Raw genomic sequence first — 17,974 nt, 5'->3', positions numbered from 1 at the left:
GTGCCCATGCGTGACCTCGCGAGCTCGGTCACTCGACCTCCACGGATCGGGGCAGGGTCTCCCCCAGCTCGTCGACGCAGCGCCGGGCGAGCAGGGGGTCGGCGAACGCGCCGGCGGCGGATTGCACGGCGTCGGCCCCGGCGGCGAAGAGAGCCTCGAACGACGCCGGGTCGGTCACCCCGCCCATCGCCAGGACGTCGAAGGGCACCCCGCCCGCCTCGCGCAGCGCCACCAGGCGGCGGGTGAAGTCCAGCGCCGACTCGCGCACCGCGATGCCGGAGAGCCCGGCCAGCTCCCGCCCGGGGAAGGTCGGGGTGCCGTCGCTGCGGCGCACGCGGCTCTGCACGGTGTTGATCCCGGCGATCCCGTCGACCAGCGGGGCCAGCCGCGGGACCAGCGCCGCGAGCCGCTCCCGGTCGAGCCAGGAGAGCTTGGCCACCAGCCCGGTGCGGTCGTCCAGCTGCCGGCGCACCGCCTCGACGACTGCGACGGTCGCGTCGGCGTCCAGGCACAGCGGCGGCTTCACCCCGGCCGCGGAGCGGTCGAGGGTGTTCGGGCAGGAGAGGTTCAGCTCGACCACCGTCGCGCCCGCCTCCTCGGCCAGCCGCGCCGTGCGAGCGAAGTCGGCGGCCAGCGCGGCCGCCTCGCCGGTGCCCTCGGGGTCCTCGCCCATGACGCTCACCAGGAGGAGCTGCTCGTGCCCGACCGCGGCGACGGCGCGCGAGAGGTCGGCCATCCACTCCTCCGGCTCCGGCGACGGGACCCCGAAGGAGTTCACGCTGCTCACCGCCGGTGAGCCCGGCGGCACCCAGTCCCACGGGTCGGAGACGACGTCCGCACCGGCTCCCGGGGGGAGGCTCGTCGTCAGCCCCGGGGCGACGATCCAGTTCGGGGCCTCGTTGGGCGGGTGAGCGCGGCCGCGGACGGTCTTGTACGTCAGCACGTTCCAGCCGTTGGCCACGTTGTGCCGCACCCACGCCGCGCTGCCGTTGAGCACGCAGGAGGGCACCCCGATCGGGAACCCCACCGTGCGGCCGAGCAGCGGCCAGCGCCGGCCGCCCGCCGTCGGCCGCTCGGGCAGCCGCGGGCCCAGCGGGCGCTCCAGGTTCTCCCGGAAGGAGCCCAGCACGTCGTAGGCCGGGCTCGGCACCCCGTGCCGGGCCAGCAGGTCGGCCTGCCGGGCCGTGTAGAGCACGCGGGTCAGCAGCGGCAGGTCGTCCTCGCCCACCGCACCGGTCGCGAGCCGGGCCGCCAGGTCGGTGGCCGCGCCGGTCAGCGCGTCGAGCTCCGCGTGCGGGGGCCGCCCGAACCGGGTGACCCCCGCGGCGAACGCCGCGGGCAGCCCGTCGACCAGGCCGCGGGCGACGAGGTCGTCCCGCAGCCGGGTCACGGCGCCGGGTGGCACCGAGGTCACTCCCCCGTCCCGGCGAAGGTGCTCGGCCCGCCGTGCGTGCCGCCGCCCAGCGCCGCATGCACCTCCTGCAGGCTGCGCACCCCGATGCCGCCGTGGCGGAGCGCCTCGATGCCCTGCACCGCGGCGGCCATGCCCTGCACCGTCGTGATGCAGGGGATGCCGGCGCTCACCGCGGCCGTGCGGATCTCGTAGCCGTCCAGCCGCGGACCGCTGTTGCCGGGCGCCCCGAACGGCGTGTTGACGACCAGGTCGACCTCGCCGGCCTGGATCCGCTCCACGACGTTGCCCGGGCCCTCGCTGAACTTCCCGACCACCTCGGCGGCGACCCCGTGCCGCCGCAGCACCTGCGCGGTGCCGGTGGTGGCGAGCAGGCGGAATCCCAGGTCGGCCAGCCGCTTGATCGGGAAGATCGCCGAGCGCTTGTCCCGGTTGGCCAGCGACACGAACACCGTGCCCTCGGTCGGCAGCGAGCCGTAGGCGGCGGCCTGCGACTTGGCGAACGCCGTCCCGAACTGCGCGTCCAGGCCCATGACCTCGCCGGTGGACTTCATCTCCGGGGAGAGCACGGTGTCGACGCCGTGGCCCTCGATGGTGCGGAAGCGGTGGAAGGGCAGCACCGCCTCCTTGACCGCGATCGGCGCGTGGTCGGGCAGGTCGGTGCCGTCACCGGTTGCCGGCAGCACGCCGGCGGCGCGCAGGTCGGCGATCGACTCCCCGACGGCGATCCGCGCCGCAGCCTTGGCCAGCTGCACCGCCGTCGCCTTGGACACGAACGGCACCGTGCGGCTGGCCCGCGGGTTGGCCTCGATCACGTAGAGGATGTCGTCCTTGATCGCGTACTGGACGTTCATCAGCCCGCGGACACCGATCCGGGCGGCGAGCTTCTCGGTGGCCGCGCGGATCTTCAGCAGGTCCGCCGAGCCGAGGGTGATCGGCGGCAGCGCGCACGCGGAGTCACCGGAGTGGATGCCGGCCTCCTCGATGTGCTCCATGACCCCGCCCAGGTAGAGGTCGGTGCCGTCGTAGAGGGCGTCGACGTCGATCTCGACGGCGTCCTCCAGGAAGCGGTCGACCAGCACCGGGTGGTCCGCGCTGACCTCGGTCGCCTTGGCGATGTAGGCCTCGAGGGTGGCGTCGTCGTAGACGATCTCCATGCCGCGCCCGCCCAGCACGTAGGAGGGGCGCACCAGCACCGGGTAGCCGATCCCCGTGGCGATGGCGTGGGCCTCGGCGAACGTCGTCGCCGTGCCGTGCTTGGGCGCCAGCAGGCCGGTGTCGGCGAGCACGCGGGAGAACGCCCCGCGGTGCTCGGCGGCGTCGATCGCCTCGGGCGAGGTGCCGAGCACCGGCACGCCGGCGTCCTTGAGCCGCTGCGCCAGCCCCAGCGGCGTCTGGCCGCCGAGGGTGCAGATCACGCCGGCCACCGGCCCGGCCGCGCGCTCGGCCTCCACGACCTCGAGGACGTCCTCGAAGGTCAGCGGCTCGAAGTAGAGGCGGTCGGCGGTGTCGTAGTCGGTGGAGACGGTCTCGGGGTTGCAGTTGACCATCACCGCCTCGTAGCCGGCGTCCTGCAGCGCCATGACCGCGTGCACGCAGGAGTAGTCGAACTCGATGCCCTGGCCGATCCGGTTGGGGCCCGAGCCGAGGATGAGCACCGCCGGCTTCTCCCGCGGCTGCACCTCGGTCTCCTCGTCGTAGGACGAGTAGTGGTACGGGGTGCGGGCGGCGAACTCGGCGGCGCAGGTGTCGACGGTCTTGTAGACCGGCCGCACGCCGAGGCGCCAGCGCAGCGCCCGGACGCCGTCCTCACCGGCGAGCTCGGGGCGCAGCGCCGCGATCTGCCGGTCCGAGAGCCCGTGCCGCTTGGCCCGCCGGAGCAGCTCCGGGGTCAGCGACGGCGTCTCGCGGACGTCCGCGGCCACCTCGCGCACCAGCGCGATCTGGTCGACGAACCACGGGTCGAACCCGCTGGCCTCGGCGATCTGCTCGACCGTCGCGCCCGCCGCCAGCGCCGCCTCGGCGGTGTAGAGCCGGCCGTCGACCGGGGTCCGCAGCGCGTCGAGGAGCTCCTCGGCCGAGCGCGGGTCGGCCGCGCCCGTCCAGAACCCGGCCACCTTCGTCTCGGTCGACCGCATCGCCTTGCCCAGCGCCTCGGCGAAGTTGCGGCCCATCGCCATGACCTCGCCGACGCTCTTCATCGTCGTGGTCAGCCGGGTGTCGGCGCCGGGGAACTTCTCGAACGCGAACCGCGGGATCTTCACCACGACGTAGTCCAGCGTCGGCTCGAAGGCCGCGGGGGTGACGCCGGTGATGTCGTTGGTGATCTCGTCGAGGGTGTAGCCGATGGCGAGCTTCGCCGCGATCTTCGCGATCGGGAAGCCGGTCGCCTTGGACGCCAGTGCGCTGGAGCGCGAGACGCGCGGATTCATCTCGATGACGACCAGGCGGCCGTCGGCGGGGTTGACGGCGAACTGGATGTTGCAGCCGCCGGTGTCGACGCCGACCTCGCGCAGGACGGCGATGCCGACGTCGCGCATGCGCTGGTACTCGACGTCGGTGAGGGTCATCGCCGGCGCCACGGTCACCGAGTCGCCGGTGTGCACGCCCATCGCGTCGATGTTCTCGATCGAGCAGATGACGACGACGTTGTCGCTGCGGTCGCGCATGAGCTCGAGCTCGTACTCCTTCCAGCCGAGCACCGACTCCTCGATGAGCACCGTCCCCACCGGGGAGTCGGCCAGCCCGTGCGCGGCCATGCGGCGCAGCATCGGCTCGTCGGTGGCGAAGCCGGAGCCCAGACCGCCCATGGTGAAGCTCGGCCGGATGACCACCGGGTAGCCGACCTCCTCGGCCGTCTCCAGCGCCTCCTCGACCGTCGAGCAGACCCGCGAGCGCGGGGCGTCGGCGCCGATGGACCGGACGATGTCCTTGAACATCTGCCGGTCCTCGCCGCGGTTGATCGCGTCGACGTCGGCACCGATGAGCTGCACGCCGTACTTCTCGAGCACCCCGTTCTCGTACAGGCCGATCGCGATGTTGAGCGCGGTCTGCCCGCCGAGCGTGGCCAGCAGGGCGTCGGGGCGCTCCTTGGCGATCACCTTCTCCACGAACTCCGGCGTCAGCGGCTCGATGTAGGTGGCGTCGGCGACCTCGGGGTCGGTCATGATCGTCGCCGGGTTGCTGTTCACGAGGCTGACCCGCAGCCCCTCGGCCCTGAGCACCCGGCAGGCCTGGGTGCCGGAGTAGTCGAACTCGGCGGCCTGGCCGATGAGGATCGGGCCGGAGCCGATCACCATCACGTGCTGGATGTCGGTGCGCCTGGGCACGTCAGGCCTCCTTCTCGCCGGTGCTGTGCTCCACGACGGGAGGCGGGCTGACGGCGTCGCCGCCGCTGCGGGCGGTCTCCATCAGGTCGACGAAGCGCTGGAACAGGGGGGCGGCGTCGTGCGGACCGGCCGCCGACTCCGGGTGGAACTGCACGCTGAAGGCCGGGGCGTCGACCAACCGCAGACCCTCGACGACGTCGTCGTTGAGGCCGACGTGGCTGACCTCCACCGGCCCGTACGGGGTGTCGGTGGGCCGGTCGAGCGGGGCGTCGACGGCGAAGCCGTGGTTGTGGCTGGTGACGCGCACCGTGCCGCTGACCCGGTCGAGCACCGGCTGGTTCAGGCCCCGGTGGCCGAAGCGGAGCTTGTAGGTGCCCAGGCCGAGCGCCCGGCCGAGGATCTGGTTACCGAAGCAGATGCCGAACAGCGGCCGGCGGGCGTCGAGCACCCCGCGGACCGCCGCGACCGCGTAGCCGGCGGCCGCCGGGTCGCCGGGGCCGTTGGAGAGGAAGACGCCGTCCGGGCCGGCGGCGAGCAGCTCCTCGGCGGTGGCCGTGGAGGGCAGCACGTGCGTCTCCACGCCGAGCGCGGCCAGGTGGCGCGGGGTGGCGGTCTTGATGCCGAGGTCCAGCGCGGCGATGGTGAACCGCTTCTCCCCCACCGCCGGGACGACGTAGGGCTCGCCGGTGCTCACCGTCGGGGCGAGGTCGGCGCCGGTCATGCCCTCCGCGGCGGTGACGCGGGCGAGCAGCTCGTCGGCGGAGAGCTCGGTGCTGATGCCGGCCCGCATCGCGCCCCGGTCGCGCAGGTGCCGGGTGAGCGCGCGGGTGTCCACACCGCTGATGCCGACGATCCCCTGCCCGACCAGCGCGTCGTCCAGGCTGCCGGTGGCGCGCCAGTTCGCCGGGCGGCGCGCGGGGTCGCGGACGACGAAGCCCGCCACCCACATGCGGCTGCTCTCGTCGTCCTCGCTGTTGACCCCGGTGTTGCCGATGTGCGGCGCCGTCATGGCCACGATCTGGCCGGCGTAGCTCGGGTCGGTCAGCGTCTCCTGGTAGCCGGTCATGCCGGTGGCGAAGACCGCCTCCCCGACCGTCGTCCCGGTGGCGCCGTACGACTCCCCCCGGAACGTGCGCCCGTCCTCGAGCACGAGGAGCGCTTCTGTCACTTCACTGCCTTTCCGTCCAGGACGGTCGGCGTCCCGCGCAGGAACGTCGCGACCACCCGGCCGGGGAGCTCCCGGCCGGCATAGGGGCTGTTGCGGCTGCGGCTGGCCAGCGCCGCCGGGTCGACCACCGCGCGGGCGGCCGCGTCGACGAGCACGAGGTTGGCCGGCTCGCCCGGTGCGATGGGGCGGCCGTGGCCGTCGAGGCGGCCGATGGCGGCGGGGCGCACCGACATCCGGTCGGCGACGCCGGCCCAGTCCAGCCGGCCCGGCTCGACCATCGTCTCGATGACGACGGAGAGCGCCTGCTCCAGCCCGAGCATGCCGGGCCGGGCCTGGGCCCACTCGCTCTCCTTGTCCTCGACCGCGTGGGGGGCGTGGTCGGTGCCGACGGCGTCGATCGTCCCGTCGGCGAGACCGGCCCGGAGCGCCTCCACGTCGGCGTCGGTGCGCAGCGGCGGGTTGACCTTGAACACCGGGTCGTAGGACTCCGCGCAGGCGTCGGTGAGCAGCAGGTGGTGCGGCGTCACCTCGGCGGTCACCCGCACGCCGCGCGACTTCGCCCAGCGCAGGATCTCCACCGACCCGGCGGTCGAGACGTGGCAGACGTGCAGGCGGGCGCCGACGTGCTCGGCGAGCAGCACGTCGCGGGCGATGATCGCCTCCTCGGCGGCGGCCGACCAGCCGGTGAGGCCCAGCCGCGCCGAGCGGTCGCCCTCGTGCATCTGCGCGCCGGCGGTCAGCCGCGGCTCCTCGGCGTGCTGGGCGACGACGCCGTCGAAGGCCTTCACGTACTCCAGCGCGCGGCGCATGAGCGCAGGGTCGGCGACGCAGTGCCCGTCGTCGGAGAAGACCCGCACGCGGGCGGCGGAGTCGGCCATCGCGCCGAGCTCGGCCAGCCGCTCGCCCCCGAGCCCGACGGTCACCGCCCCCACCGGGACGACGTCGACCAGCCCGGCCTCCTGGCCCAGCCGCCACACCTGCTCGACCACGCCTGCGGTGTCGGCGACCGGGTCGGTGTTGGCCATGGCGTGCACCGCGGTGAACCCGCCGAGAGCGGCGGCGCGGCTGCCGGTCTCGACCGTCTCGGCGTCCTCGCGGCCCGGCTCGCGCAGGTGGGTGTGCAGGTCGACCAGCCCCGGCAGCGCGATCAGGCCGGCGGCCTCGACCACCTCGGCGCCGGTGGCGTCCAGCGAGTCGCCGACCGCGGCGATCCGGCCGTCCTCCACCAGGATGTCGGCGGGCTCGCCGCCGAGCGGCCGCACCCCCTTGATCAGGTAGGTGCTCACGTGTTCCCTCCGAGCAGCAGGTAAAGGACGGCCATGCGGGTCGAGACGCCGTTGGCGACCTGCTCGACGATCGTGGAGCGGACGGAGTCGGCCACCTCGGCGGCGATCTCCATGCCGCGGTTCATCGGGCCGGGGTGCATGACGATCGCGTCGTCGGGCAGCGCGGCCATGCGGCGGGCGTCCAGGCCGTAGCGGCGGCTGTACTCGCGGGCGCTGGGGAAGAACGAGGCGTTCATCCGCTCGGCCTGCACCCGCAGCATCATCACCACGTCGCTCTTGGGCAGCACCGCGTCCAGGTCGTAGCCGACCTGGGCCGGCCAGCTGCCCACGCCGACGGGCAGCAGCGTGGGCGGGGCGACCAGCGTGACCTGCGCCCCCAGGGTGTGCAGCAGGCCGACGTTCGAGCGGGCCACCCGGCTGTGCAGGACGTCGCCGACGATCGTCACGCGGACCCCGTCGAGCCGGCCCAGCCGCTGCCGGATCGTGTAGGCGTCCAGCAGCGCCTGCGTCGGGTGCTCGTGGGTGCCGTCGCCGGCGTTGACCACGCTGCCGCGCACCCAGTTCGCCAGCCGGTGCGGCGCGCCCGACGCGGAGTGCCGGACGACGACGGCGTCGGCGCCCATCGCCTCCAGGGTGAGCGCGGTGTCCTTGAGGCTCTCACCCTTGGAGACGCTGCTGCCCTTGGCCGAGAAGTTGATGACGTCGGCGCTCAATCGCTTGGCGGCGAGCTCGAAGCTGATCCGCGTGCGGGTGGAGTCCTCGTAGAACAGGTTGACCACCGTGCGCCCCCGCAGCGTCGGGAGCTTCTTCACCTCGCGGCCGGCGAGGGCCTGGTCGATCTGCGCGGCGGTGTCGAGCACCAGCGTCGCATCGTCCCGGTCCAGGTCCGCGGCCTCCAGCAGGTGCCGCTTCACCGGTCCCCCTCCTCGGTCACGAGCACCTCGTCCACCCCGTCGATCTCCGCGAGGTGCACCCGCACCTGCTGCGACCGCGACGTCGGCACGTTCTTGCCGACGAAGTCCGCCTTGATCGGCAGCTCGCGGTGGCCCCGGTCGACCAGCACCGCCAGCTGGACGCTGCGCGGGCGGCCGAGGTCGCGGAGCGCGTCCAGCGCGGCCCGCACGGACCGGCCGGAGAAGAGCACGTCGTCCACGAGGACGACGAGCCGGTCGTCGATGCCGTCGTCAGGCAGCACCGTGGGCTCCAGCGCCCGGACCCCGCGCAGACGCAGGTCGTCGCGGTAGAGCGTGATGTCGGCGGTGCCCACGTCGACGGTCACGCCGGTGAACGCCGCGATGCGGGCGGCCAGCCGGCGGGCCAGCGGCGCGCCGCGGGTCGGGATGCCCACGAGGACCAGGTCGGAGAGCCCCCCGTCGGCCTGGTCGGAGCCGTCGTCGGGACGCAGGCTGGCCGCCCGCTCGATGAGCTGGTGGGCCATGCGGTCGACGACGCGGGCGACGTCGGCGGAGGAGAGCAGGGTGCCGGGGGCGCTGCCGGGAGACGTGCTCCGGGCAGGGTCGGGCGAGCGGGCCATGAGGCCTCCTTCCCCGCCTCACTGGACGGGTCGTTAAAGGAGTGGTCGGACCGCCGTCGACGGTACTGCACGCCCTCGCCCGGCTCGCCGCCGCCCGGGTGGCCCCGCCGGTGCGGCGCCCGCCTGCGGTTTCGTGCCGACCCGGCTGTTGTGATCCCCGCTTCGCACGTACGCTGCGTGACGAACAACCCCGATCCGAGACGACGGACAGTGAGCAGACAGCGATGAGCACCGACTACTCACGGGCCCTCGGCGCCCGGCTCCGCGCGATCCGCAACCAGCAGGGCCTCTCCCTGCAGGGTGTGGAGGACAAGTCGCACGGCCGCTGGAAGGCGGTCGTCGTCGGCTCCTACGAACGCGGCGACCGCGCCGTGACCGTGCAGCGCCTCTCCGAGCTCGCGGTCTTCTACGGCGTCCCCGTGTCCGAACTGCTGCCCGACCCGCGGCCCAGCTCCGCGGTGACCTCGACCAACAAGATCGTGCTGAACCTCGAGTCGCTCGGGTCCCTGCCCGCCGACGAGGCCGGCCCGCTGGCCCGGTACGCCTCGACCATCCAGGCCCAGCGGCACGACTACAACGGCAAGGTGCTCTCGATCCGCGCCGAGGACCTCAAGTCGCTGGCGATCATCTACGACATGAGCCCCGACGAGCTCACCTCGCGGCTGATCGAGTGGGGCGTGCTCTCCCCCGGCATGGAGAGCATCGTCAGCTCCGGCGGCGACGAGGAGCTCGACGAGGACGTCGACGACTCCTGGGGCGACCGCCGCCGCACTCCGCGCTGAACCGAGGGCCCCCGCCGATCGGCGGGGGCCCTCGTCGTTCGTGGACCGGCTGGTTCCGGACACACGCCGCGGGTGCTGTCCCCGGAGCAGCGGATGTGCCAGGGTGCGGCGACCCGGGCGCGCGCCCGGGAGGCTGGAGGCCGGCGTGCCGGCGGTGCAGATGTCCGGGGTCGCCAAGACCTACCGCAGACGGGGCGGCCAGGAGCTCCGCGCGCTCGACGGCCTGGACATGACGGTCGAATCCGGCGGGGTGCACGGGCTGCTCGGGCCCAACGGCTCGGGCAAGACCACCTCCATCCGCGTCCTCCTGGGCCTCGTCCGCCCCTCGGCCGGGGACGTCCGGCTGCTGGACCGCCCGGTGCCCACCGACCTCCCCCGGGTCATCGGCGAGGTCGGCGCCCTGGTGGAGACGCCGCTGTTCTTCCCCGGCTTCACCGGCCGGCGCAACCTGGAGCTGCTCGCCGAGACGGCGGGGGTCCCTGCGCCCCGCGTCGAGGAGTGCCTGGAGCTGGTCGACCTGCGCGAGCGCGCCGGTGACCGGTTCAAGGGCTACTCCCTCGGCATGAAGCAGCGCCTCGGCATCGCGGCGGCGCTGCTGAAGGCCCCGCGCCTGCTGATCCTCGACGAGCCCAGCAACGGGCTCGACCCGGCCGGGATCCGCGACGTCCGCGAGCTCATCCGGCGCCTGGGGTCCGACGGCCGGACGACGGTGCTGCTCTCCTCCCACCTGCTCGCCGAGATCCAGCAGGTGTGCGACTCGGTGACCATCCTCGCCCGGGGACGTCAGGTGGCCGCCGGGCCGGTCTCCTCCGTGCTCGACCGGGCCGGCACCGGCGACGTCCGCGTCGCGGTGCCCGACCCGGCCGCCGGCGCCGCCGTGCTGCACGGCGCCGGATTCTCCGTCTCCCCCGCGCCCGACGGGCAGATCCTCGTGCACGGCGCCCCGGCACCGGGCGAGATCACCCGCGTGCTCGCCGGCCACGGCCACTACGTCGAGGAGCTGGTCCGCGTGACCCCCGACCTGGAGAGCGCCTTCCTCGCGATCACCGGGGAGCAGGCGTGAGCGCGGTGACCGAGCAGCCGACGGCCGCCCCGGGGGGGGCCACCCGGCCGCGCGGCAGCCTCTTCCGCGCCGAGGTGCACCGGTTCGTCTCCCGCCGGTTCATCCAGGTGCTGCTGGCCCTGGCCACCCTCGGCTGGCTCGGGGCCGTCGTCATCGGGCTGCTCAGCTTCGGCGAACCGACCGACGCCGACTTCGCCGCTGCGACCCAGCAGCGCGACGAGTTCCTCGCCGGCGAGCGGGAGTTCCGGCAGGTCTGCGAGCAGGACGCCGAGCAGGCCGGTCAGCCCGTCGACCAGTTCTGCGGCCCGCCCCTGACCGAGTCGGACGTCCCCGTCGAGGACTTCCTCACCACGGCGCCGTTCGACCTCGCCTCCGCCGGCGAACCCGGCGCCATCGGTTTCGCCGTCGCCGCGGCGGTGCTCGCCTTCCTGATCGGGGCCACCTGGATCGGGGCCGAGTGGTCCACCCGCACCATCGTCGCCCTGCTCTTCTGGGTGCCCAGCCGGCTGCGGGTCATCGGCACCAAGACCGGCGTCCTCGCCCTCGCGGCGCTGGCCCTCGGCGTCGCCGCGCAGCTCGCGTGGCTGGCCATGGCGTGGCTGCTGGACGCCCTCGTGGGCAGCGACCGCGGGGTCCCGGACGGCTTCTGGTCCGGGCTGCTGGCCGCGCAGGGACGCGGAGTCGTCCTCACGGTGCTGGTCGGCCTCATCGGCTTCGGGCTGGCGAACCTGGTGCGCAACACCGGGGCGGCCCTGGGCGTCGGCTTCGTCTACTTCGCGATCGCGGAGAACGCGCTGCGCATCCTCGAGCCCACCACGGACCGGTGGCTGCTGTCGACCAACTCCATCGCGCTCGTCCTCCCGGGCGGCCTGGAGCTGTTCGACTTCGGGAACGGCGGGCCCTCGGCGGCCGAGCCGACCACCTACCTGGTCACCAACCTGCAGGGCGGCCTGGTCGTCGGGGTCTTCGCCGCGGTGCTCGTCGGCGTCGGCACCTGGCTGTTCGCGCGGCGCGACCTGCACTGAGCTACCACCCCGACGACCCAGGGAAGTTGGTCAGCGATGCTCTACTGCCTGGTCTTCGTCGGAGATCCGGGACCAGCAGTGTTCGCTGAACCGGCACCCGGTGCAGGGCCTTGCGGCGCCTTCGGCATCGCCGAGACAACCGGCCCCGTCGCCGGGTAGCCGCCCTTCTTCTCGAACCCGGAATGCTTGAGAGCCCTGGCGGGACGTTCGCTGCCGTGCGACGGCGCTGCCATCAGACCTCCAGGACGTCGGCGTACTCGACTTCTTCCCAGCGTACGAGCAGAGAGGTGCGTCCCTCAACGGGCTGGATGCGGCCCTCGTCATCCTTCACGAACTCACCGTTGACGGCATCCACCTTCACCTGGAGGCCGAGGAAGAGATCCTGCGCCTCGGGGTAACCGGCCGCGTAGGAGGCCGGTGCCCCCTCGACCTTGCCGAAGAATCCCGCGACCAAGGGCCCGGACTTCAGGCGCAGGCGCACGACCATCGTCTTGCCCGGCTGGGTCCACAGGTAGTCCCAGGCCCTCGGCTCAGGCGACGTCCCGGTCAGCCACGTGACCCACGGCCAACGCTTGTTCCTCCCGTGCCCGACGACGCTGCCCGCCGCGGTGGGAAGAAGCACGTAGGCCAGGGCGAGGAGTTCGAACTGCCAGGCCGCGATCTCCGCACGTTCCAGCCGACCGGAGACGACCAGTCCTCGGTACAGCAGAAGTTCCGGACCGCTGAACAGGGCGTGGAAGACGGCGGAGGCGGCCGCGAAGCGGATCAGGCGATCGGAGAGACTGGCACCGTAGGCGCCGGCCACGCGCTCGAACGCGAAGGTGTACGAAGCGCCCGGCAGCACGGCAAGAAGCGTCACCGCCACTGCCTGGAACGTCGTCACCCGAGGATCGTTCCAGGAGGCTCCGACAGTTCGTGCGGTCGCGAGGAGCAGATCGGACCGACGTGCTGGTCACAGCTCCTTCGGCCGCAGCCGGGTCGGGCCCTGTCGCCCTGCCGTCAGGAGGAGGTGGGGACCTCGGCGGCGAGGATGGCGCCCAGCACGCCGTTGACGTAGCGGGGCGACTCGTCGGTCGAGATGGCGCGGGCCAGCTCGACCGCCTCGTCGATGACGACGGCGTCGGGCACGTCGTCCACCCAGAGCAGCTCGTAGGTCGCCATCCGAAGGATCGCGCGGTCGACGTCGGGCAGCCGCTCCAGCGACCAGCCGGAGGTGTGCGCCTCGATCAGCTCGTCGATGCGCGCACCGTGCTCGGCGACGCCCTCGACCAGGCGGATGGCGTGGTCGGGGATCGGCGGGTTGCCGTCGGCGACCCGCTCGCGGAGCAGCTCGACCCGCTCCCGGCCACGCACGTCGGCCTCGTAGAGGACGTCGACGGCACGCTTGCGCGCCTTGGTCCGTGCGGCCATGAGGGTTACCGCGCTGTCAGTTGACGCGGCCGAGGTAGCGGCCGTCGCGGGTGTCGACCTTCAGCTTCTCGCCGGTGCTGATGAACAGCGGCACCTGGATCTGCGCGCCGGTCTCCAACGTGGCGGGCTTGGTGCCACCGGTGGAGCGGTCGCCCTGCAGGCCCGGGTCGGTGTGCTCGACGACGAGCTCCATGGTCACCGGCAGCTCGACGTACAGCGGGGTGCCGTCGTGCACCGCGACGATGGCCTCGGTGTTGTCCAGCAGGTAGTTCGCGCCGTCGCCGACGGTCTCGGTCGGCACGTAGATCTGCTCGAACGTGTCCCCGTCCATGAAGACGAAGTCGGTGCCCTCCTTGTACAGGTAGGTCATCGACCGCTTGTCCACGGTGGCCGTCTCGACCTTGGTGCCGGCGTTGAAGGTCTTGTCGACGACCTTGCCCGACAGCACGTTCTTCAGCGTCGTGCGCACGAAGGCCCCGCCCTTGCCGGGCTTGACGTGCTGGAAGTCGGTGACGGTCCAGAGCTGGCCGTCCAGGTTGAGGACGATGCCGTTCTTCAGGTCGTTGGTGGTAGCCATCTAGAGGACCAGCAGTTCCTTGCTCGTGAGGGTCAACAACTCGGGCGCGTCGTCGGTGACGATCAGGGTGTCCTCGATCCGGACACCGCCGTGGCCGGGCAGGTACACGCCCGGCTCCACGGTGACGGCCATACCGGCGGCAAGCGTACCCGCGCCCTGCTGGCCGATGCCCGGCGCCTCGTGGATCTCCAGGCCCACGCCGTGCCCGAGGCCGTGGGTGAAGTGCTCGCCGTGCCCGGCCGCGACGATCACGTCGCGCGCCGCGGCGTCGACGGCGACGACGTCCGCCCCGACCGCGAGCGCCGCCCGGCCGGCCGCCTGCGACTCCGCCACCACGGCGTAGACCTCCCGCTGCCAGTCCGCCGCCTGGCCCAGCACCAGGGTGCGGGTCATGTCGGAGTGGTAGCCCTCGACGGTGGCGCCGAAGTCGAGCTTGAGGAAGTCACCCGAGCGCAGCTCGGTCTGGTCGGGCCGGTGGTGCGGGATGGCCGAGTTCGCCCCGGCGGCGACGATCGTCTCGAACGACGGCGCCTCGGCGCCCAGCGCCAGCATCCGCGCATCCAGCTCGCGGCCGACCTCCAGCTCGGTGCGGCCGGGACGGAGCGCGCCCTCGGCGGCCAGCTCGGCCAGCGCCTGGTCGGCGACGGCGCACGCGCGGCGCAGCGACCCGATCTCGTCGGGGTCCTTGATCGCACGCTGGGCCTCGACGGCCCGGCGCACCGACGCCAGCTCCGGGACGGTCCCGCCCGCGGCGGCGTCGGCGAGCACGCGCTCCAGCCCGTGCAGCCCGTCGACGGTGAGGTCGTGGGACTCGTAGCCGATCCGGCGGGCGGGTGGGCCTGCGGAGCCCCGGCGCACGGCCTCCCGGGCCAGGGCGGGCACCGTGGCCCGGTCGACGAGCAGCTCCACGTCGGGCACCTGCACGCCGGCCTGGGTCGTGTACCGGCCGTCGGTGCCGAAGAGGTCGCGGCCGTCCACCCGCAGCAGCAGCGCGCCGTTGGAGCCGGTGAAGCCGGTGAGGTATCGGACGTTGAGCAGGTTGGTGACCAGCACGGCGTCCAGCCCGCGCTCCGCGGCGGTGGCCCGGAGCACCTCGCGCCGCTGGGAGGCGCGGCTCACGAGACGCCCCGCAGCGTCATCCACTGCAGCGCCAGCACGTAGCCGTGCACGCCGAGGCCGGCGATGACGCCGTCGGCCACGCGGGAGACGTAGGAGTGCCGCCGGAACTCCTCGCGCCGGTGGATGTTGCTGATGTGCACCTCCACCACCGGGGCGGGAACCGCGGCCAGCGCGTCGTGCAGCACGACCGAGGTGTGGGTCCAGCCGCCGGGGTTGACGATGACCGGGGCCCCGGCGTCGGTCGCCTCGTGGACCCAGCGCAACAGCTGGCCCTCGTCGTCGGTCTGGCGCACCAGCACCTCGACGCCCAGTTCCCGGGCGGCGGTCTCCACCAGCTCGACCAGCTGGGCGTAGGTGGTGGTCCCGTAGACCTCGGGCTCGCGGGTGCCGAGCCGGCCGAGGTTCGCGCCGTTGAGCACGTGGATCGTCATGAATCGTCTCCAGAGACGGCGGCCCAGGCCGCGTCGAGCCAGGCCTGGTCGGGGTCGGTCAGGATGCGGGGATTGCCCAGCCCGTCGAGGACGACGAAGCGCAGCGAGGCGCCGCGGGCCTTCTTGTCCACGCGCATGACCTCCTGCAGCCGCGGCCAGTCGCCGGCGTAGGTGGTGGGCAGCCCCATGGCGGTGAGGAGCTCGCGGTGCCGGTCGACCTCCGCGCGGGTCAGCAGCCCGGCCTGCCCGGCCAGCTCGGCGGCGAACACCAGCCCGACCGCGACCGCCTCGCCGTGCCGCCAGCCGAAGTCCTCGACCCGCTCGACCGCGTGGCCGAGGGTGTGGCCGTAGTTGAGGAACTCGCGGACCCCGGTGTCGAGCAGGTCCTCCCCCACCGCGGCGGCCTTCACCCGTACCGCGCGCTCGATGAGCTCCTCGGTGTCGCGGCGCCCCGTCGGGTCGGCGGCCAGCAGTTCGAGGATCCGGCCGTCGGCGATGAAGCCGCACTTGACCACCTCGGCCAGCCCGGCGCGGAACTCGTCCTCGGGCAGGCCGGCCAGCAGGTCGGTGTCGGCGAGCACGCCCGCGGGCGGGTGGAACGCGCCGACCAGGTTCTTGCCGGCGGCGGTGTTGATGCCCGTCTTGCCGCCCACGGCGGCGTCGACCATGCCGAGCAGGCTGGTGGGCACCTGGACGACGCGGATGCCGCGGGTCCAGGTGGCCGCGAGGAACCCGGCCAGGTCGGTGACCGCTCCCCCACCGAGCCCGACGACGGCGTCGGACCGGGTCAGCCCCAGCCGGCCGAACTCGTCCCACATCGCGGCCGCGACCTGCGCGGTCTTGGCCGCCTCGCCGTCGGGGACGACGACCGCCTCGGCCGCGACGCCGGTGGTCTGCAGGGTCTCCACGGCGGCGCCGGCCGCGGCGGCGAGCGGCGGGGCGTGGACGACGGCCACCTTCGGCGTGCCGGCCAGCACGAGGGCCAGCTCCGCCTGGGCGCCGGCGCCGATGACGACCTCGTAGGGCTGCTCCCCCGCGACCGGGACGCGGCGGGTCACCGGGCCCCCTCCGGGGTCAGGACGGCAAGCACCTCGGCGACGACCTCCTCCGGCGGGCGCCCCGCGGTGGCGACGCGGTGCGTGGCCACCTCCGTGTAGAGCGGGGCGCGCTGTTCGAGCATGGTGCGCAGCATCGCGCGCGGGTTCACGGCCAGCAGCGGCCGGTCGCGCGAGAGCCCCACGCGGCGGGCGGCGGAGGCGACGTCGACGTCGAGCCAGACCACCGTCCCACGGGCCCGGCCGTGGGCGACCAGCAGCTCCCGGGTGGCGGCGCTGGTCACCGCTCCGCCGCCGAGGGCCAGCACCCCGGTGTGCTCGGTGAGCGCGCGGGCGACCGCCTGCTCCTCCAGCGCGCGGAAGTGCGGCTCGCCGTGCTGGACGAACAGGTCGGCGACCGTCGACCCGGTGGCCTCCTCGACGTCGCGGTCGGTGTCCCGGAACGCCAGCCCCCGCGCGGCGGCGACCGCCGTGCCGACCGTCGTCTTCCCCGAGGCAGGCGGACCGACGAGGACCAGGGCCGGCCGGTTCACCGGTAGGGCAGGGCGTCGAGGTAGGCCTGCGCGTTGCGCCGGGTCTCGGCGATCGAGTCGCCGCCGAACTTCTCCAGCGCGGCGTCGGCCAGCACGAGGGCGACCATCGCCTCCATCACGACGCTGCCGCGGGGCACGGCGCACGCGTCGCTGCGCTGGTTGATCGCGACCGCGGCCTCCCCGGTGGCGACGTCGACGGTCTGCAGCGCCCGGGGCACGGTGCTGATCGGCTTCATCGCGGCGCGGACGCGCAGCACCTCGCCGTTGGTCATGCCGCCCTCGATGCCCCCGGCCCGGTCGGTGAGCCGCTGCACCCGGGTGCCGCCGTCGGCGAGCACGATCTCGTCGTGGGCCACCGAGCCGCGGCGGCGGGCGGTCTCCAGCCCGTCGCCGACCTCCACGGCCTTGACCGACTGCACGCCCATGAGGGCGGCGGCCAGCCGGGCGTCCAGGCGCCGGTCCCAGTGCACGTGGCTGCCCAGGCCCGGCGGCAGCCCGTGGACGACGACCTCGATGACGCCGCCGAGCGTGTCACCGCATCTGCGGGCGTCGTCGATCTCGGCGGTCATCCGCTCGCTGGTGGCGGGGTCGGCGCAGCGCACCGGGTCCTCGTCGAGCCGCGGGTTGTCCGCGGGCCCGGGTACGAGGCCGTCGGGCGCGACCACCGGGCCGATGCCCACGACGTGGCTGACCACCGAGACCCCGAGCGCCTGGCGCAGGAAGGCCTGCGCGATCGCGCCGAGGGCCACCCGCGCGGCGGTCTCCCGGGCGCTGGCGCGCTCGAGCACCGGCCGGGCGTCGTCGAAGCCGTACTTCTGCATGCCGGCCAGATCGGCGTGACCGGGCCGCGGGCGGGTCAGCGGCGCGTTGCGGGCCTGCCCCGCCAGGATCTCGGCGTCGACCGGGTCGGCGGACATGACCGTCTCCCACTTCGGCCACTCGGTGTTGCCGACCTGCACCGCGATCGGCCCGCCCTGGGTGCGGCCGTGGCGCACACCGCCGGTGAGGGTGACGACGTCCTGCTCGAAGGACATCCGGGCACCCCGCCCGTGCCCGAGCCGGCGGCGGGCGAGCTGCAGGTCGAGGTCGGCCGTCTGCACCTCGACCCCGGCCGGGAGGCCCTCGAGGATGGCGGTGAGCTGCTGGCCGTGCGACTCACCGGCGGTCAGCCAGCGCAACATGCGGCGATTCTAGAAGGACCGCCCTTCTCCCCTTCCCTCGCGGGCTCGCGCGGGCCCGTGACGGGTGGCC

General features: G+C 73.8%; 17 protein-coding genes. 3 read left to right on the top strand and 14 right to left on the bottom strand.

The window, feature by feature from the left end:
• Positions 1–28 precede the first annotated feature (28 nt).
• The 6 genes from QOZ88_RS10135 to pyrR are packed head-to-tail and all read right to left on the bottom strand — an operon-like array spanning position 29 to position 8,728.
• Entirely contained in the window at positions 29–1,405 is a 1,377-nt protein-coding gene (locus QOZ88_RS10135) for a beta/alpha barrel domain-containing protein (RefSeq protein WP_305999656.1), read from the bottom strand.
• A gap of 5 nt (positions 1,406–1,410) precedes the next feature.
• Positions 1,411–4,740 carry a carbamoyl-phosphate synthase large subunit gene (gene carB / locus QOZ88_RS10130; protein WP_305999655.1) on the bottom strand — a complete coding sequence of 1,110 codons (3,330 nt, stop codon included), beginning with the start codon at positions 4,738–4,740 and terminating at the stop codon, positions 1,411–1,413.
• Position 4,741: 1 nt separating this feature from the next.
• Positions 4,742–5,908, bottom strand: coding sequence for a glutamine-hydrolyzing carbamoyl-phosphate synthase small subunit (gene carA, locus QOZ88_RS10125; RefSeq protein ID WP_305999654.1), 1,167 nt, complete (start codon positions 5,906–5,908; stop codon positions 4,742–4,744).
• Positions 5,905–7,194, bottom strand: coding sequence for a dihydroorotase (locus tag QOZ88_RS10120; RefSeq protein ID WP_305999653.1), 1,290 nt, complete (start codon positions 7,192–7,194; stop codon positions 5,905–5,907). Before QOZ88_RS10120 ends, carA begins: the two co-directional genes overlap by 4 nt.
• Positions 7,191–8,108: an aspartate carbamoyltransferase catalytic subunit gene (locus QOZ88_RS10115; protein WP_305999652.1), complete on the bottom strand. Its 918-nt coding sequence runs from the start codon at positions 8,106–8,108 to the stop codon at positions 7,191–7,193. Before QOZ88_RS10115 ends, QOZ88_RS10120 begins: the two co-directional genes overlap by 4 nt.
• The gene (pyrR, locus tag QOZ88_RS10110; RefSeq protein WP_305999651.1) at positions 8,105–8,728 is read right to left on the bottom strand and encodes a bifunctional pyr operon transcriptional regulator/uracil phosphoribosyltransferase PyrR; all 624 of its coding nucleotides are present in this window, start codon (positions 8,726–8,728) and stop codon (positions 8,105–8,107) included. Before pyrR ends, QOZ88_RS10115 begins: the two co-directional genes overlap by 4 nt.
• Positions 8,729–8,952: 224 nt before the next feature.
• Here pyrR and bldD point away from each other — a divergent pair, with 224 nt between their 5' ends.
• The 3 genes from bldD (at position 8,953) to QOZ88_RS10095 (ending at position 11,598) form a co-directional block, all read left to right on the top strand.
• The gene (gene bldD, locus QOZ88_RS10105) at positions 8,953–9,510 is read left to right on the top strand and encodes a transcriptional regulator BldD (protein WP_305999650.1); all 558 of its coding nucleotides are present in this window, start codon (positions 8,953–8,955) and stop codon (positions 9,508–9,510) included.
• A gap of 145 nt (positions 9,511–9,655) precedes the next feature.
• Positions 9,656–10,573, top strand: a complete 918-nt coding sequence (locus QOZ88_RS10100; protein ID WP_305999649.1) for an ABC transporter ATP-binding protein — start codon at positions 9,656–9,658, stop codon at positions 10,571–10,573.
• Entirely contained in the window at positions 10,570–11,598 is a 1,029-nt protein-coding gene (locus QOZ88_RS10095; RefSeq protein ID WP_305999648.1) for a hypothetical protein, read from the top strand. The genes QOZ88_RS10100 and QOZ88_RS10095 overlap by 4 nt, the downstream gene beginning before the upstream one ends.
• Positions 11,599–11,830: 232 nt before the next feature.
• On the opposite strand, the gene QOZ88_RS10090 is transcribed toward QOZ88_RS10095, so the two are convergent.
• The 8 genes from QOZ88_RS10090 to aroC form a co-directional block, all read right to left on the bottom strand.
• Complete coding sequence (locus QOZ88_RS10090; RefSeq protein ID WP_305999647.1) at positions 11,831–12,481, bottom strand: DUF6338 family protein; 651 nt, start codon at positions 12,479–12,481, stop codon at positions 11,831–11,833.
• 116 nt (positions 12,482–12,597) lie between these two features.
• Positions 12,598–13,008, bottom strand: coding sequence for a transcription antitermination factor NusB (gene nusB, locus QOZ88_RS10085; protein WP_305999646.1), 411 nt, complete (start codon positions 13,006–13,008; stop codon positions 12,598–12,600).
• Positions 13,009–13,024: 16 nt separating this feature from the next.
• Positions 13,025–13,585 carry an elongation factor P gene (gene efp / locus QOZ88_RS10080; protein ID WP_305999645.1) on the bottom strand — a complete coding sequence of 187 codons (561 nt, stop codon included), beginning with the start codon at positions 13,583–13,585 and terminating at the stop codon, positions 13,025–13,027.
• A complete protein-coding gene (locus QOZ88_RS10075; protein ID WP_305999644.1) occupies positions 13,586–14,704 on the bottom strand; it encodes a Xaa-Pro peptidase family protein in 1,119 nt (372 codons plus the stop codon).
• Positions 14,701–15,135 carry a type II 3-dehydroquinate dehydratase gene (gene aroQ / locus QOZ88_RS10070; protein ID WP_305999643.1) on the bottom strand — a complete coding sequence of 145 codons (435 nt, stop codon included), beginning with the start codon at positions 15,133–15,135 and terminating at the stop codon, positions 14,701–14,703. Before aroQ ends, QOZ88_RS10075 begins: the two co-directional genes overlap by 4 nt.
• Positions 15,132–16,193, bottom strand: a complete 1,062-nt coding sequence (gene aroB / locus QOZ88_RS10065) for a 3-dehydroquinate synthase (RefSeq protein ID WP_305999642.1) — start codon at positions 16,191–16,193, stop codon at positions 15,132–15,134. Before aroB ends, aroQ begins: the two co-directional genes overlap by 4 nt.
• Positions 16,190–16,723 (bottom strand): shikimate kinase, encoded by a 534-nt coding sequence (locus QOZ88_RS10060; RefSeq protein ID WP_305999641.1) that lies wholly within the window; start codon positions 16,721–16,723, stop codon positions 16,190–16,192. Before QOZ88_RS10060 ends, aroB begins: the two co-directional genes overlap by 4 nt.
• Entirely contained in the window at positions 16,720–17,904 is a 1,185-nt protein-coding gene (gene aroC, locus QOZ88_RS10055) for a chorismate synthase (RefSeq protein ID WP_305999640.1), read from the bottom strand. Before aroC ends, QOZ88_RS10060 begins: the two co-directional genes overlap by 4 nt.
• Between the last annotated feature and the right edge of the window lie 70 nt (positions 17,905–17,974).

Origin of the sequence: Blastococcus carthaginiensis (assembly GCF_030731085.1) — a bacterium.
In the GTDB taxonomy this organism is placed as follows: domain Bacteria; phylum Actinomycetota; class Actinomycetes; order Mycobacteriales; family Geodermatophilaceae; genus Blastococcus; species Blastococcus carthaginiensis.
This window is presented reverse-complemented; position numbering and strand designations above follow the sequence as displayed.

Coding starts and splice junctions, on each gene's coding strand:
- pyrR (WP_305999651.1), bottom strand. CDS start 8,728: ATGGCCCGCTCGCCCGACCCTGCCCGGAGCACGTCTCCCGGCAGCGCC.
- bldD (WP_305999650.1), top strand. CDS start 8,953: ATGAGCACCGACTACTCACGGGCCCTCGGCGCCCGGCTCCGCGCGATC.
- nusB (WP_305999646.1), bottom strand. CDS start 13,008: ATGGCCGCACGGACCAAGGCGCGCAAGCGTGCCGTCGACGTCCTCTAC.
- efp (WP_305999645.1), bottom strand. CDS start 13,585: ATGGCTACCACCAACGACCTGAAGAACGGCATCGTCCTCAACCTGGAC.
- aroQ (WP_305999643.1), bottom strand. CDS start 15,135: ATGACGATCCACGTGCTCAACGGCGCGAACCTCGGCCGGCTCGGCACC.
- aroC (WP_305999640.1), bottom strand. CDS start 17,904: ATGTTGCGCTGGCTGACCGCCGGTGAGTCGCACGGCCAGCAGCTCACC.